Source organism: Cupriavidus sp. UBA2010 (assembly GCF_002335265.1).
Taxonomy (GTDB): Bacteria; Pseudomonadota; Gammaproteobacteria; order Burkholderiales; family Burkholderiaceae; genus Cupriavidus; species Cupriavidus metallidurans.
The window spans coordinates 181,554-194,603 of record NZ_DDCI01000023.1; the positions used below are offsets into that span (position 1 = coordinate 181,554).

Genomic DNA, 13,050 nt, shown 5'->3' on the forward strand with positions numbered 1-13,050 from the left:
GGCGCTTCATTTCTGCAACACCTCGCGCCACACCACGGGATCGCGCTCCCGGAAATGGGCATGGGATGACCACGAACCGCATCCGGTCGCCAGTGGTTCGCAAATTGCGTGCTTTTGGCATTGCTCAGGCTGTTTTGCCGAATCTTCCAGGCGAGCGTCGTCACCGCCATCGTCTTCGGGTGAACGACGAAGCGCCGCGCGAGTTCGCGCCGAATCCCTGAACCACCGTCCACACGCTCTCCCGGCCGGATAGGGTTCACGCCCACACCCGGCACGGCGCCGACGGCGCCCATCCACTTGTTGCCGGAGACTCACCATGACCCGCTACATCGTGCTGGCAAGCTTCACCGATCAGGGCATCCGCACTGTCAAGGAAACGACCAAACGCGCCGCCGCCGTGCGTGAACTGGGCGCGCAACTTGGCGTGCAAGTGAAGGATGTGTTCTGGACACTGGGCAAATACGACGTCGTGCTGACGCTGGAGGCACAGGATGACACCGTGGTGACGGCGTTCGGGCTGAGCGTCGGCGCGCTTGGCAACGTTCACACCCAGACGCTTCGGGCATTCGATGCCACCGAGATGCAGGCCATCCTCGGCAAGATGCGCTGAGCCGCGCAGTGCTCCGAGTCGGTGTTTGCCACGGTCATCGTCGGCGAACACCGCCGCCGATGCATCGCGACAACAAATGTAATGCGCTTGGCGAAATTGGAAACACAAGTTTACTCGCCGTAGGGCGCGTGCGTTCTTAGACTCTCCGACTTCTGGAGATTGATATGAACAACTGGCTGAAGGAACGATTCTCAGACCCCCATCGGGCGATGGACACGCTCTGCACGGTGGCGTTTTCGCTCTGCGGACTGCTATTCGTGTACTTCATGGTCCTTGTGATCGCCGCGCAAATCATGTTCCGGTCGTAGGTGCCAGCGGTAGCGGAAGTCCTTGGGCTGGCCCGCTGCGCAATGGTTGGCCTCATCGTCAACTATTGGCCCAGCCTATCGCCCGAATAACGATCCGGTCTTGGACGCTATGGCGGAAGGCGCGGATCATTCTGGGCATGGTTTTTCCCACCCGTCGGAGTTTTCTGATGAAGTCCGCCCTGCTCGCCCTGTTTGGCGCAGCCTCCCTCCTTGCCTCGCTGTCAGCCGTTGCCGGCCCCGACTTTGCCGTGATCGAGCGCGGTCGCGCCGAGGCCCGGCAGCGACAGCAAGTCACCCGCCCGGCCTGCGACACCGCCGCGGCCAGCACGCCGAAGGTTTCGGCCACTCCGGCCACCGCTACCACTCCTGCGCAGTCGAGCTGACCTACACCGATCAGCCCTAGTCCATCGCCCATCTGCGGCGATACAAGCGCCAATCCGCTTCGTGACTCAGGCTGCGGCCTGAACGCATGGTCGCAGCGCCGTCGGGTGCGGATTGGGATCTGGATTTCCTCATGTCGCCTATCGAAAACATTCACTTCGATCCAGGGCGGCATTCGGTAAAGATCGTGCATCTTGACCGGACCAAGGGAATGCGCACGCGACGGGAGTACGCGGCGGACGAATCGGCTGCCTGCCGCTTGCCGCCCACGGTTGGACCGCGGGCGGCGGCCAGACTACCCGCCTGAACTACCAGATGGCCGAGCAGGTCACTGGGCCCTGGAGCGGATCCGTGGGCGCGAGCTGGGCAATCAACCGCGGCGTCGGCTTACTGCTGGAGATCGGTTACGGGTATAACCGCAACTACGTGATTGCTACTGGCTTCCTCCGGTTCTGACGACGATGCGCACGCCCCTGGTTATCCCGCTCGCTCTTGCCCTGGCCGCCGCGAACGCGGCCGCGCAGTCGAGCGAGCCGGCGCAGGACCCGGAACACGTAAGCTGGATAGATAAGGTCCTTAACAAGCTCGGCGCCTCGAAGCAGGTGGACCTGAGCCACGGCATCGACTGGGGCGTGTTACCGGGTCCTTTTTATAACCCGGAGATGGGTTTCGGCATCGGCGCCGCGGCCATCGGCCTCTACAAACCGAAGAACGCCGAGGAAGATACACAGCTCTCCACCGTCAACATCCATGGCTTCGCCACCACCACGGGGGCCCTGGGTATCGGCGTGGACAACAACACGTTCTTCGCCGACGACAGTTACCGCTTCGTGTTTTCCGGCGCGCTGATCAATATACCCACGTCGTACTGGGGCATCGGATACGACAACGCGGTCAACGACGCCAACAAGGAGGGCTATACGCGTCGCGGCGTCGTGTTCAAGCCCCGGGTCATGATGCGCGTGCAGCCCAACACCTATATTGGCGGCGGCGTCGACGTCGAGTACGACGACGCAACGCACCTGGATCGCGGCGCGAACAGCGCGCTGGCCACCGACCCGCACGGCACTCGCGTGCTCAGCAGCGGCCTGACCGCCCATTTTTCGTACGACACGCGAGACTTCCTGCCCAATCCGTACAAGGGGCAAGCGCTGCTGCTGAACGGCACCGTCTACCGGCGCGCGCTGGGCAGCGACACCGATTTCGAATCGCTGGAACTCACCTACGACCGCTACTTCCGTATGCGTGAGCGGGACGTGCTGGCGTTCGACATCTACGGCAAGTTCAACTGGGGCGATGTGCCGTGGAGCATGATGTCGATTCTCGGTGACAACAAGCACATGCGCGGCTACTTCATGGGCCAGTATCGGGACAAGGCGATGCTGACCGCCCAGGTGGAATACCGCTGGCACATCGTGGGCCGGCAGGGCATGGTGTTCTGGCTCGCCACTGGCGCCATCGCCGGCAACCCCGGCGGGCTGACGTCGGCCCACTGGCTGCCGAATGGCGGCGTGGGCTACCGCTTCGAGTTCAAGCCGCGGGTCAATGTCCGGTTCGATGTCGGTGTCGGTCGCCAGACGAAGGGCGCCTACTTCCAGATCAACGAAGCCTTCTGACGTTCGGCTGACCTTCCCGGGCGCAAAAAAAATGCCGCGACCATTGGCCGGCCGCGGCGTGTCAATTCGCCGGTCCGTGCGACACCCACTTGTCGCCCGTTTGCACCCATCGCTGGTGACCGGCTTGTCTTTCCATGGCAGAGGAAAACCGCCACGGCACAGATCGTAGGCGTCGCACATGACGCATTCGTGACAATTTGTCCTATCAATAGGGCATCTATGGCCGTATATGCCGTCCACACATTATTCAACGCTGTCGCAAAAACCACACGGTGAATATCGTGCCGCGCCGACGTTTTTCATGCATCACATCGAAAGTGCCGTTGGTAGGGAATATGTCCTCGAAAACCTATTGAAGTCAGCGATCGACACGGCTAAGGTTCAGCGCACATAACATTTTCCACGGTAGTCATTGTTGGTCAGAACAATGACTGCTCGCCCCCGACGGAAAAATAATGAGCCATTTCATCCCGGGACGCCTCGCGTCTCTCGCCACGCCGACTGCCGGATCCGCCGGCACTCGCTCGCGCCAGTTGCTGCGGCGCCATTGCCCGCAGCGCAATCCCATTTCCGATTTGTAGTGTGGTAGCAAGCGTCGACCAGTCCGGGCCATAAATATGTCCAACACCCGGTGCGTCGACACATCTGGGGGTAATCCGACCGCGGCGTGACGGGTCAACCGGCTGGGCCACCCAGACCCGCCGGCGCGCCATGCTGCAAGCGGAACGGTTGCCCAGGACCCTCGTCTGGAGAACGCTCGATGAGCAGTGTGATGAATCAAGGCAGCAGCCCGGCCTATGGCCCGGCCCCGTTCTTTTCCAAGGAAGCGACCTACGCCAAGCCGGGATTTTCCCGCTGGATGGTCCCGCCCGCCGCGCTGGCGGTTCACCTTTGCATCGGCCAGGCCTATGCATTCTCGGTATTCAACGTACCGCTATCGAGGGTAATCGGCATTACCGAGTCAGCGCCCGATGACTGGAAACTGACCACGCTTGGCTGGATTTTCTCGCTGGCGATCTTCTTCCTTGGCATTTCCGCTGCATTCGCCGGTAAATGGCTCGAGCGCGTGGGTCCGCGCCTGACGATGTTCACCGCCGCCTGCTGCTTTGGCAGCGGGTTCCTGGTCTCCGCATTGGGTATCTACACGCACCAGATCGCCCTGCTCTATCTCGGTTACGGCGTGCTGGGCGGCATCGGACTGGGCCTGGGCTATGTATCGCCCGTGTCCACGCTGATTCGCTGGTTCCCGGACCGTCGCGGCATGGCCACCGGCATGGCGATCATGGGCTTCGGCGGCGGCGCGATGATCGCCGCGCCGCTGTCCGTGGCGCTGATGAACACCTTCAAGACCGCTACGTCGGTCGGTGTGGCCCAGACTTTCGTGGTCATGGGCATCGGCTACTTCGTGTCGATGCTGATCGGCTCGCTGGCCATCCGTGTGCCCGCCCCGGGCTGGAAGCCGGCTGGCTGGACCCCGCCCACCACCGCCAGCAAGATGATCACGCGTAATCACGTGCACATCGACCAGGCCCTGAAGACGTCCCAGTTCTACCTGCTGTGGCTGGTGCTGTTCCTGAACGTGACGGCCGGCATCGGCGTGCTGGGCCAGGCATCGCTGATGATTCAGGAGAGCTTCAAGGGCAGCGTGACCGCCGCAGCAGCAGCCGGCTTCGTTGGCCTGCTGTCGCTGTTCAATATGGGCGGCCGCTTTTTCTGGGCTTCGTCCTCTGACTGGATCGGCCGCAAGAACACCTACTTCGTATTCTTCGCGCTGGGCGCTGTCCTGTACTGGCTGGTGCCACAGCTTGGCGCAAGCGGCAACATCGCGCTCTTCGTGCTGGCCTACTGCGTGATCATGTCGATGTACGGCGGCGGCTTCGCCACGATCCCGGCTTACCTGGCCGACATGTTCGGCACCGCCTTCGTGGGCGGCATCCACGGTCGCCTGCTGACGGCCTGGGCCGCCGCGGGTATCGCCGGCCCGGTGCTCGTGAACTACATCCGCGAGTACCAGGTCGCGCACGGCGTGACCGGCGCCGACGCATACACGATGACACTGCACATCATGGCGGCCCTGCTCGTGGTCGGCTTCATCTGCAATCTGCTGGTGGCGCGCGTCAGCGACCGGCACCACATGAGCGAAGCCGATGTATCCAGCCTTGCCGGCAATGCCAGCGCAGCCCACTGACCGCCCGACGGAGAGATGCACATGGACAATTCACAAGTGAAAGCCCACCCCACCAGCAAAGGCCTGCTGGCCATCTTCTGGCTGTATGTGCTGGTGCCGCTGGTCTGGGGCGTATCCAACACGATCACCCAGGCAATGAAGCTCTTCCACTGAGCGGCATCGCACGAAGAGAAGGCCGCATTCATGCGGCCTTTTTTCTTGCTCCCGGATCGAGCTGCCGAGTGAGGTCGTTTGAGCCGCGATACAACAATCTGGTATCGTAGAAAATCCAAAAATTACAAAACTCGGCATGTCATCAGCGATACTCGGCGTTGCTGCAGCGGGAGTGCTTTCTTTCTGTTATCGGGTGACCAATGTCTAGGCGCGATCCGGCGCTTCGCCGCAGTCAGAATCCGCCCATGTCGGCGGGCCGCCGGCGACTTCTTATTGCTGGAGGCTTACTGCTGCTGGTTGCACTTGGCTGGTCACTGGTAGCTGTCATCCGGCCCGCCATCCAGCATACGATCATCATCACCACCGGCGCGGACAAGGGCATCTATCAAGGTTTCGCGGATCGCTACGCGGCCATCCTGAAACGCGACGGCATCAAGCTCGAGATCCGCAGTTCTTCCGGTTCGATCGAGAACTACGAACGGCTGAAGAATCCGGATAGTGCGTACGAGGTGGGGTTCATCCAGTCGGGCACGGTCAGCCCGAGCGATACCGACGGGCTGCAGACCATTGCCGCCGTCGCCTATGAACCGATCTGGGTGTTCTATCGCGGCGCCGCCAGGATGGATCGGCTTTCCCAACTGCAAGGGAAGAAAGTCTCCATTGGCGTTCCGGGCAGCGGGCTACTCGAAGTCTCCCGGATCCTGCTCGCGCATAGCGGCATTACCGCTGCCAATACCACGCTGCTGCAAATGGACGCCAATGCGGCCTACCAGGGCCTCAAGGATGGGCAGGTGGACGCCGCGTTCTTCATCGGCAGGCCCGATGCGGAGATGCAGCAGACGCTATTGAACAGCGACCTGAAACTGATGAGCTTCGCCCAGGCTGATGCGCTGGTGCAGAAATTCCCTTCGCTCTCGAAGATTGTCTTCCCGCGTGCCTCGACCAGCATCGTCAACGATCTTCCGCAGGCCGACGTCACGTTGCTGGCCGCCAAGGCCCTGCTCGTATCCAAGGACACCATGCACCCCGCATTGGTGTACCTGCTGCTGGAAGCCGCCAAGACCGTCCACGGCGGCGAAGACTACTTCACGCCGCTCGGCACGTTTCCCAACCTGAACACCAACGAGTTCCCCGTTTCGGAGGAAAGCACGCGCTTCTTCAAGTCGGGGCGTCCTTTCCTGCAGCGATACCTGCCCTTCTGGCTGGCCAGCTTTGTCGAAAGACGGCTGCTGATCCTGCTCCCCTTCATGGCCCTGCTATTGGGCCTGTTGCAGGCCCTGCCGCGCTTCGCGGAGTCGCGGATCAAAGGCCGGCTCGTGGTCTGGTATCGGGAGATCAAGGCGCTGGAAGATGAAATCTGGAAAAGCGAGCGGCCAACGCGGCACCAGATTGCGCAGTGGCGCGAGGAAATCGAGCAGATCGATGCGCACGCCAGTCAGATACGGATGCCGCAGCGCTATTTTCAGGACGTCTACGCCCTCAAGCAGGCAATCGCCGTGGTGCGGAACCGGATTCTGCACGTGGCCGGAACGGTGAAGGAATAGCCGGTACACAAAAACAAGGGCTGGCCACGTCACCCGCCGGTGGCTCACCTGACCCCGGCGCAGTTCCCGTTTCATTGCCGTTTCCTTTCACGGGCGGAACGCAGCATTCCACAGGCCCGGCTTGCAGTTCGCCGGCGGCTTCATACACTTGACGGGTTGCCCTGCCGTAGCGGCCAAGGGCTCACCTTCCAACGAAATGGAGTCGCCATGAACATCGATCTGTCGGGCAAGACCGCCCTGGTCACCGGTTCCACCGCCGGCATCGGCTTTGCCACGGCGCGCGGACTGGCCGAGTCTGGCGCCCACGTGATCGTCAACGGCCGTAGTCAGGCCTCGGTCGATAACGCGCTGGCATCGCTGAAGAAATCCTATCCCACCGCCCAGGCCACCGGATTCGCAGGCGACCTGACCGACGCTGCCGTCTGCGACACCCTCGTCAAGACCCACCCGGCTGTCGACATCCTCGTCAACAACCTCGGCATCTTCGAGCCGAAGGATTTCTTCGATATTCCGGACAGCGACTGGACACGCTTCTTCGACGTCAACGTGCTGTCCGGCGTACGCCTCTCGCGCGCCTATGCCAAGGGCATGGCCGAGCGCAAATGGGGCCGCATCGTGTTTATCGCCTCTGAGTCTGGCATCAACATTCCGGTCGAGATGATCCACTACGGCTTTACCAAGACCGCGCAGTTGGCAGTCTCGCGCGGTCTGGCCAAGCGGATGGCAGGCACCGGCGTCACGGTGAACGCCGTGCTGCCCGGCCCGACGCTATCCGAAGGCGTGACGGCCATGCTCAAGGATGAAATCGCGAAATCCGGCAAGAGCGCCGAGGAAGTGGCGGCCGAGTTCGTCAAGGCACACCGCAGCACGTCGATCATCCAGCGCGCGGCCAGTGTCGAGGAAGTGGCCAACATGATCGTCTACGTCTGCTCGCCACAGGCGTCCGCCACCACCGGCGCGGCCCTGCGCGTCGACGGCGGTGTGGTCGACACGATCGTGTAAAGCACACCAAGGATCGACGACGGCCCGCTCCCGCGTGGAGAGGGCCGTGGCCGTCCCTGCGACTACGCTGCCTCGCCGCTCCACTCGCGTATCAGGTCCACGGTCAGGCCGTCGGCCTCGCAGGTCGCCTCGCCAAGTTCGCGCGCCCAGTACCGCTCCGACCCATCCGCCAGCCGCCACGCGTGCAGCCGGCGCGTATAGAGCTGCAGGTCGTACTCCGCCGTCACACCAATCGCGCCATGCACCGCGTGAGCGATCGACGTCACGGCCGTCACCGCATCACTCGCATTGAACTTGCCGATGGCTGCGCGCAGCCGGTCAGGTTGCCAGCCGTCGGCCGCGCAAGCGATCTGCGCCGCCATACGCACCGCCGCCACCTGCTCCGCCATCACGCTGATCTGATGCTGGATCGCCTGGAACTTGCCGATATTGCGGCCGAACTGCGCCCGGTCATTGGCGTATTGCAGCGTCAAGTCGAACACGCTCGACATCGCACCCGCCATTTGCACTGCGTGCAGGCATGCGCCCACCGAACGCAACAGCCCTGCCGGCAATGGGAATCGTTGCGTGCCAACTTCCCCGAGCGACAGCGTCAGGTCATCCCGCACGCCAGTAGGCGAAAGCGCCGCGGCTTCGCGATGGACGAGCGCCGCCTGGGCGCCGTCCTGCACCAGAAACCACGTTGCCGTGGCGCCGCACGGCACATGCGTGCGTTGCGCGCCGTCGAAATCGGCCAGCGCAATAGGCCCCTCCCGTCCCTCCGGCACTTCGACGCCTGCCATCCGCAGCACGGCCCGGGCAAACATCGTCTGCGCCAACGGCACCGGGAGCACATGCCGGCCCGTCACGAACAGCATCGGCGCGACGTCCGCCAGGCTCAACCCGGCTTCCGGCAGCAAGCTGTCCGCGAAGCCGCTTTCATCGAGCAAGCGCCAGAGATCCGCGCCACTGCCGCCGGACTCGATCTGTCGCACGACAGCGGGCGTGCAGTGATCGCCTAGTAGCGCTTCCAGTGCTTCCGAGTATTCGTTGTACATGGTGCTTCCTTAATCCCTTAAGCGTCCCTCAGCATCACTAGCGTCCCTGCATCCCTGTGTCCCTTAGAGGCGCTATCAAAATGAAGCGAAGCGGTTCTGGCTAGACGCGCGGCCGCAGACAGTACAAGTGGATCGGCCAAGGCCGCGCAACGACGCCAGAATCTTTTTGATAGCGCCTCTTAGCGAAGGCCCAGGCCGCGAGCAATCATCCCGCGAAGGATCTCTCGCGTACCACCGCGCAGCGAATAGGTCGGCGAAATCTGGCTGACATAGGCAGCGGTGCGAACCAGCTCCGCATCCATCGCCAGCTCCGGGTCATCGCCCAGCGCCGCTTCGGCCAACGCGCCGATCGACTGCTCCAGTCCGGTGCCGAGATCCTTGACCAATGCCGCCTCAACCAGCGGGCTTTCTCCGGCAGCTAGCCGCGCGGTCACGGCCACGGACATCGCCCGTAGCGTGGCCAGCCGGCCGACGATCCCGCCGATTGTGACTGCATCGCGGCGCACCGCAGGCAGGCGACGGAGCGCAGCCACCCAGGCATCGAGCAGCACCACGCTCGAGTACAGCCGCTCGGGGCCGCTGCGCTCGAATGCCAGTTCCGCGTTGACCTGTTCCCAGCCCGCGCCTTCGTTGCCGATCAGCGCATCGGCGGGCAGCAGCACGTCCTCGAAGCTGACCTCCGAGAAATGCGCATCACCGCTCAGATCATGGATCGGCCGAACCGTCACGCCCGGCAGAGACAGGTCGACAATCACCTGCGACAGCCCCTTCTGCCGGTCCCCAGCCTCGCCCGAGGTTCGCACCAGCGCGAGCATGTAGTGGCAGCGATCCGCGTTGGTCGTCCAGATCTTGCGGCCGTTCAGGCGCCAGCCGCCACCTGGCTGCGGCACCGCACGCGTGGCCACGCTGGCCAGATCGGACCCCGAATTGGGCTCGCTCATGCCGATGCAGAAGAAGGCCTCGCCCCGGCAGATACGCGGCAGATAGAACTCGCGCTGCGCATCGCTGCCGTAGCGCAGGATCAACGGGCCACTCTGGCGATCGGCAATCCAGTGCGCGGAAACCGGCGCGCCGCAGGCGAGCAGTTCCTCCACCAGCACGAAACGCGAGAACGCATCGAGCCCCGCACCGCCGAACCGCGCTGGCAGCGTGACGCCAACCCACCCACGTTGCGCAAGCGCGCGGCTGAACGCGGCGTCGAATCCCATCCACGATCGCGCGCGGACATCGGCGGGAAGATCCGGCAGATGCTCGGCCAGGAATGCCTTCACCTCGCGCCGGAACGCCAACGCCTCAGGCGGCAGGGATGTCAGCGAGAACGTGCCAAACAGTGAACTCAAAACGGTACCTCCGTAAGCGCCCGGTGAGCGCCTGATGCTGCTTCAATCCAGCGTCACGCCGGTGTCCTTGACCACCTTGTGCCAACGGTCGATTTCCGATGCCACGTACTTCGCATAGGCCTCCGGGCTCGACGCCCGCACCTCCGCGCCCTGCAGCGCCAGGCTGGCACGCACATCGGGCGCCGCAAGCGCCTTCAGCGCCGCGCTGTTGAGCTTCTTGATGATCTCCGGCGAGGTCTTCGCGGGCACCATCATGCCCTGCCACGCACCCACTTCAAAACCATGCATGCCAGACTCGGCCAGCGTCGGCACGTCCGGGAGTTGCGAACTGCGCGCGCTGCTGGTGACGGCAAGCGCGCGCATCCGCTTGTCGCGGATAAACGGCAGCGACGAGTTGATGGTGTCGGTCATGAACTGCACCTGCCCGCTGGCCAGATCGGTCAGTGCCGGGGCGCTGCCCTTGTACGGCGCATGGGCGGCGTCGAGCCCGTTGGCCTGCAGGAACAAGAAAGCCGCCAGATGCGTGACGTTGCCGTTGCCCGCCGAACCATAGGTCATCTTGCCCGGATTGGCCTTCAGCCAGGCAACGAACTCCGGCACGGTGCGCACCGGCACCTGCGCGTTGACTTCCAGCACGAGCGGCACCATCGCGGTCATCGCCACCGGCGCGAAGTCACGCTTCACGTCATAGGGCAGCTTCTTGTACAGCGCCGGGCTCAAAGCGATCGACGACGTGTTGTACAGCACCGTGTAGCCGTCAGCCGGGGACTTGGCCACCATTTCGCCGGCGATATTGCCGTTGGCGCCGGGCCGGTTGTCTACGATGACCTGTTGCCCGATCTCCTCGGACATCTTCCGCGCAATCACGCGCGACACCAGATCGGTAGGTCCGCCGGGCGGGAACGGCACGACGAGCCGGATCGGATGATCCGGAAACTCGCCCGCCATGGCTGGCGCGACAGCCGCCGTCAGCGCGAAGGCGCAACCGGCAAGCAGAATCGAACGAATGGAATGCCCGGCTTTTTTGCTCTGTGTCGGCATGATGGTTGTCTCCTCCAGAAAGTACGGCAAGTACTGCAAGTACAGCGAAAGCGGCTACGCCACCGGATCAGCGGCCCGCCAGCAGGCGTCGCGCCGTGTACGTCATGACCAGCTCGTTACGCTGATTGAACACCTCGATCGACGAATCCACCACGGCGCGACCGCTCTTCGACGTCGGACGAATGCCAGTCACGGTGATCCCGGCATGGATCGTGTCACCCACCACCACCGGACCGAGGATCTTCTGCGTCAGCTCGAGCATCGCCAGCCCCGTGCCCTGGATCATCGTTTGCAGGATGAAGCCCTCGATCAGCGAGTACGTCAGCGCGGCGGGCACCGGACGTCCCTTGATGGCGCCAGCCTCGTAACCTTCTTCGATAAAGATCGCTTCGAGCATCCCGGTGACCGAGATGAAGTTGACCAGATCGGTCTCGGTAACGGTACGGCTAAAGGTCTCGAAAACCTGCCCTTCGCGGATGTCCTGCCAGTAGAAGCCCTGGCCCAGGCGTTGCGGTTGTGAAGTCGTCATGGTGTCTCCTCGGGAATTCGGTGATGGATGCGGGGCCTACTGATTCGATTGCAGCCGGTCGATCTCGTCGTCGCCAAGTCCGGCGGCGGCAAGAATCTCGCGCGTGTGCTCGCCAAGCCTGGGCGGCACGGCCGCGCGCGCGCGTTCGCCATCGAAGCGCACTGGCGCGCCGGGAAAACGCAGCGTGCCCATCGACGGATCTTCGATCTGGTCGAAGAAACCGGTCGCGCGCAGGTGCGGATCGTCAACGAGTTCGTGAAGGTCGTTCACGCGGGCCACCGGAATTTGCAGCCGCTCGCAGATGGCCAGCCAGTCCGCCGTGCTGCGCGCGCGCACGAGTTCGCCAGTGATTTCATAGAGCGTTTCGATATGGCGCGTGCGGGCGGCGATATCGGTAAAACGCGCGTCGGCAGCCAGGTCCTCGCGCCCCGACGCCTGGAAGAAGTCACGCCAGTGCGCGTCGGTGTACGGCATCATGCAGACGTAGCCGTCCGCGGTCTGGTACGGCCGGCGCAGCGGTGCCAGCACACGCGGATAGCCGGACGGCCCGCGCGGCGGCTCGAAGTGCTGCCCGTACAGATGCTCGACCATATTGAAGGCCACCATCGATTCGAACATCGGCACTTCGACCATCGAGCCCTTTCCGCCTTGTCGCGCCCGGCCCGCAATCGCAGCCGAGATCGACAGCGCGGCCACCAGACCACTGGTCTTGTCCGCCGAGATGGTCGGGAAATAGCGCACGGTGCCGGTCTGCGCGGCCATCAGCGCCGCGTTGCCACACAGGCCCTGGATGATGTCGTCATACGCGGGACGGCCACCGTACGGGCCGTCCTCGGCAAAACCGAGCAGGCTCACGAAGATCAGTTGCGGATGGCGCGCCATGACGCTGGCGGGATCGAGATCCAGCTTCGCCAGCTTTTGCGGCCGCATGCTGTGGACGAAAACATCGGCCGACGCCAGCAGCCGGTGCAGCGCCGCCTGCGCCTCCGGGCGCTTCAGGTTCAGCACCACGCTCTTCTTGCTGCGGTTCACGCCCAGGAAGATCGCGGACATGCCGTCTTCGGTCGCCGGGCCGGTACGGCGCGTGGAATCGCCTTCGGGCGTTTCCACCTTGATGACTTCCGCGCCAAGATCGGCCAACCACTGGCTGGCGTAAGGACCCATCACCACGGTCGACAGATCCACCACGCGGATGCCGGACAGAGGCAGCATACCGTGTCTCCTGTTGTATTGATTCGATGTATTGATCGGCCAAGATTAAGGCAGCCGGCCTCATTGCGTCTAATATTAGATTTTTAGCA

14 protein-coding genes are annotated in these 13,050 nt (G+C 63.4%); 9 read left to right on the forward strand and 5 right to left on the reverse strand.

All coding sequences use genetic code 11. The features are described 5' to 3' along the window. Positions 1 to 65 precede the first annotated feature (65 nt). The 9 genes from B2246_RS18480 to B2246_RS18520 all read left to right on the forward strand — a co-directional run bounded on the left by B2246_RS18480 (position 66) and on the right by B2246_RS18520 (position 7,802). Positions 66 to 221: a hypothetical protein gene (locus B2246_RS18480; RefSeq protein WP_160172199.1), complete on the forward strand. Its 156-nt coding sequence runs from the start codon at positions 66 to 68 to the stop codon at positions 219 to 221. A gap of 95 nt (positions 222 to 316) precedes the next feature. Beyond that, a complete protein-coding gene (locus B2246_RS18485) occupies positions 317 to 610 on the forward strand; it encodes a GYD domain-containing protein (RefSeq protein ID WP_008644323.1) in 294 nt (97 codons plus the stop codon). A 164-nt stretch (positions 611 to 774) separates the two neighbouring features. After that, a complete protein-coding gene (locus tag B2246_RS18490; protein ID WP_160172198.1) occupies positions 775 to 918 on the forward strand; it encodes a hypothetical protein in 144 nt (47 codons plus the stop codon). Between the two features lie 167 nt (positions 919 to 1,085). Next, positions 1,086 to 1,301, forward strand: coding sequence for a hypothetical protein (locus tag B2246_RS18495; protein ID WP_286882572.1), 216 nt, complete (start codon positions 1,086 to 1,088; stop codon positions 1,299 to 1,301). A gap of 459 nt (positions 1,302 to 1,760) precedes the next feature. After that, the gene (locus tag B2246_RS18500) at positions 1,761 to 2,915 is read left to right on the forward strand and encodes a BamA/TamA family outer membrane protein (protein ID WP_008644326.1); all 1,155 of its coding nucleotides are present in this window, start codon (positions 1,761 to 1,763) and stop codon (positions 2,913 to 2,915) included. Positions 2,916 to 3,675: 760 nt separating this feature from the next. Further along, on the forward strand, positions 3,676 to 5,103 hold the full coding sequence (locus B2246_RS18505; protein WP_008644327.1) for an L-lactate MFS transporter: 1,428 nt from the start codon (positions 3,676 to 3,678) through the stop codon (positions 5,101 to 5,103). A gap of 21 nt (positions 5,104 to 5,124) precedes the next feature. Further along, positions 5,125 to 5,256 (forward strand): MFS transporter small subunit, encoded by a 132-nt coding sequence (locus B2246_RS18510; protein ID WP_008644328.1) that lies wholly within the window; start codon positions 5,125 to 5,127, stop codon positions 5,254 to 5,256. A 245-nt stretch (positions 5,257 to 5,501) separates the two neighbouring features. Then, the gene (locus B2246_RS18515; RefSeq protein WP_008644330.1) at positions 5,502 to 6,800 is read left to right on the forward strand and encodes a TAXI family TRAP transporter solute-binding subunit; all 1,299 of its coding nucleotides are present in this window, start codon (positions 5,502 to 5,504) and stop codon (positions 6,798 to 6,800) included. A 207-nt stretch (positions 6,801 to 7,007) separates the two neighbouring features. Then, positions 7,008 to 7,802, forward strand: a complete 795-nt coding sequence (locus B2246_RS18520) for an SDR family NAD(P)-dependent oxidoreductase (protein WP_008644332.1) — start codon at positions 7,008 to 7,010, stop codon at positions 7,800 to 7,802. Between the two features lie 62 nt (positions 7,803 to 7,864). On the opposite strand, the gene B2246_RS18525 is transcribed toward B2246_RS18520, so the two are convergent. From B2246_RS18525 to B2246_RS18545, 5 genes are all read right to left on the reverse strand, one after another. Beyond that, positions 7,865 to 8,839 carry an acyl-CoA dehydrogenase family protein gene (locus B2246_RS18525; protein WP_286882573.1) on the reverse strand — a complete coding sequence of 325 codons (975 nt, stop codon included), beginning with the start codon at positions 8,837 to 8,839 and terminating at the stop codon, positions 7,865 to 7,867. A 179-nt stretch (positions 8,840 to 9,018) separates the two neighbouring features. Continuing rightward, positions 9,019 to 10,179 carry an acyl-CoA dehydrogenase family protein gene (locus tag B2246_RS18530; RefSeq protein WP_186425690.1) on the reverse strand — a complete coding sequence of 387 codons (1,161 nt, stop codon included), beginning with the start codon at positions 10,177 to 10,179 and terminating at the stop codon, positions 9,019 to 9,021. 42 nt (positions 10,180 to 10,221) lie between these two features. Then, entirely contained in the window at positions 10,222 to 11,220 is a 999-nt protein-coding gene (locus B2246_RS18535) for a Bug family tripartite tricarboxylate transporter substrate binding protein (RefSeq protein ID WP_186425691.1), read from the reverse strand. Between the two features lie 67 nt (positions 11,221 to 11,287). Further along, on the reverse strand, positions 11,288 to 11,749 hold the full coding sequence (locus B2246_RS18540) for a MaoC family dehydratase (protein ID WP_186425692.1): 462 nt from the start codon (positions 11,747 to 11,749) through the stop codon (positions 11,288 to 11,290). A gap of 36 nt (positions 11,750 to 11,785) precedes the next feature. Continuing rightward, entirely contained in the window at positions 11,786 to 12,961 is a 1,176-nt protein-coding gene (locus tag B2246_RS18545; protein ID WP_008644345.1) for a CaiB/BaiF CoA transferase family protein, read from the reverse strand. Between the last annotated feature and the right edge of the window lie 89 nt (positions 12,962 to 13,050).

Coding starts and splice junctions, on each gene's coding strand:
- B2246_RS18480 (WP_160172199.1), top strand. CDS start 66: ATGACCACGAACCGCATCCGGTCGCCAGTGGTTCGCAAATTGCGTGCT.
- B2246_RS18485 (WP_008644323.1), top strand. CDS start 317: ATGACCCGCTACATCGTGCTGGCAAGCTTCACCGATCAGGGCATCCGC.
- B2246_RS18490 (WP_160172198.1), top strand. CDS start 775: ATGAACAACTGGCTGAAGGAACGATTCTCAGACCCCCATCGGGCGATG.
- B2246_RS18495 (WP_286882572.1), top strand. CDS start 1,086: ATGAAGTCCGCCCTGCTCGCCCTGTTTGGCGCAGCCTCCCTCCTTGCC.
- B2246_RS18500 (WP_008644326.1), top strand. CDS start 1,761: ATGCGCACGCCCCTGGTTATCCCGCTCGCTCTTGCCCTGGCCGCCGCG.
- B2246_RS18505 (WP_008644327.1), top strand. CDS start 3,676: ATGAGCAGTGTGATGAATCAAGGCAGCAGCCCGGCCTATGGCCCGGCC.
- B2246_RS18510 (WP_008644328.1), top strand. CDS start 5,125: ATGGACAATTCACAAGTGAAAGCCCACCCCACCAGCAAAGGCCTGCTG.
- B2246_RS18515 (WP_008644330.1), top strand. CDS start 5,502: ATGTCGGCGGGCCGCCGGCGACTTCTTATTGCTGGAGGCTTACTGCTG.
- B2246_RS18520 (WP_008644332.1), top strand. CDS start 7,008: ATGAACATCGATCTGTCGGGCAAGACCGCCCTGGTCACCGGTTCCACC.
- B2246_RS18525 (WP_286882573.1), bottom strand. CDS start 8,839: ATGTACAACGAATACTCGGAAGCACTGGAAGCGCTACTAGGCGATCAC.
- B2246_RS18535 (WP_186425691.1), bottom strand. CDS start 11,220: ATGCCGACACAGAGCAAAAAAGCCGGGCATTCCATTCGTTCGATTCTG.
- B2246_RS18540 (WP_186425692.1), bottom strand. CDS start 11,749: ATGACGACTTCACAACCGCAACGCCTGGGCCAGGGCTTCTACTGGCAG.
- B2246_RS18545 (WP_008644345.1), bottom strand. CDS start 12,961: ATGCTGCCTCTGTCCGGCATCCGCGTGGTGGATCTGTCGACCGTGGTG.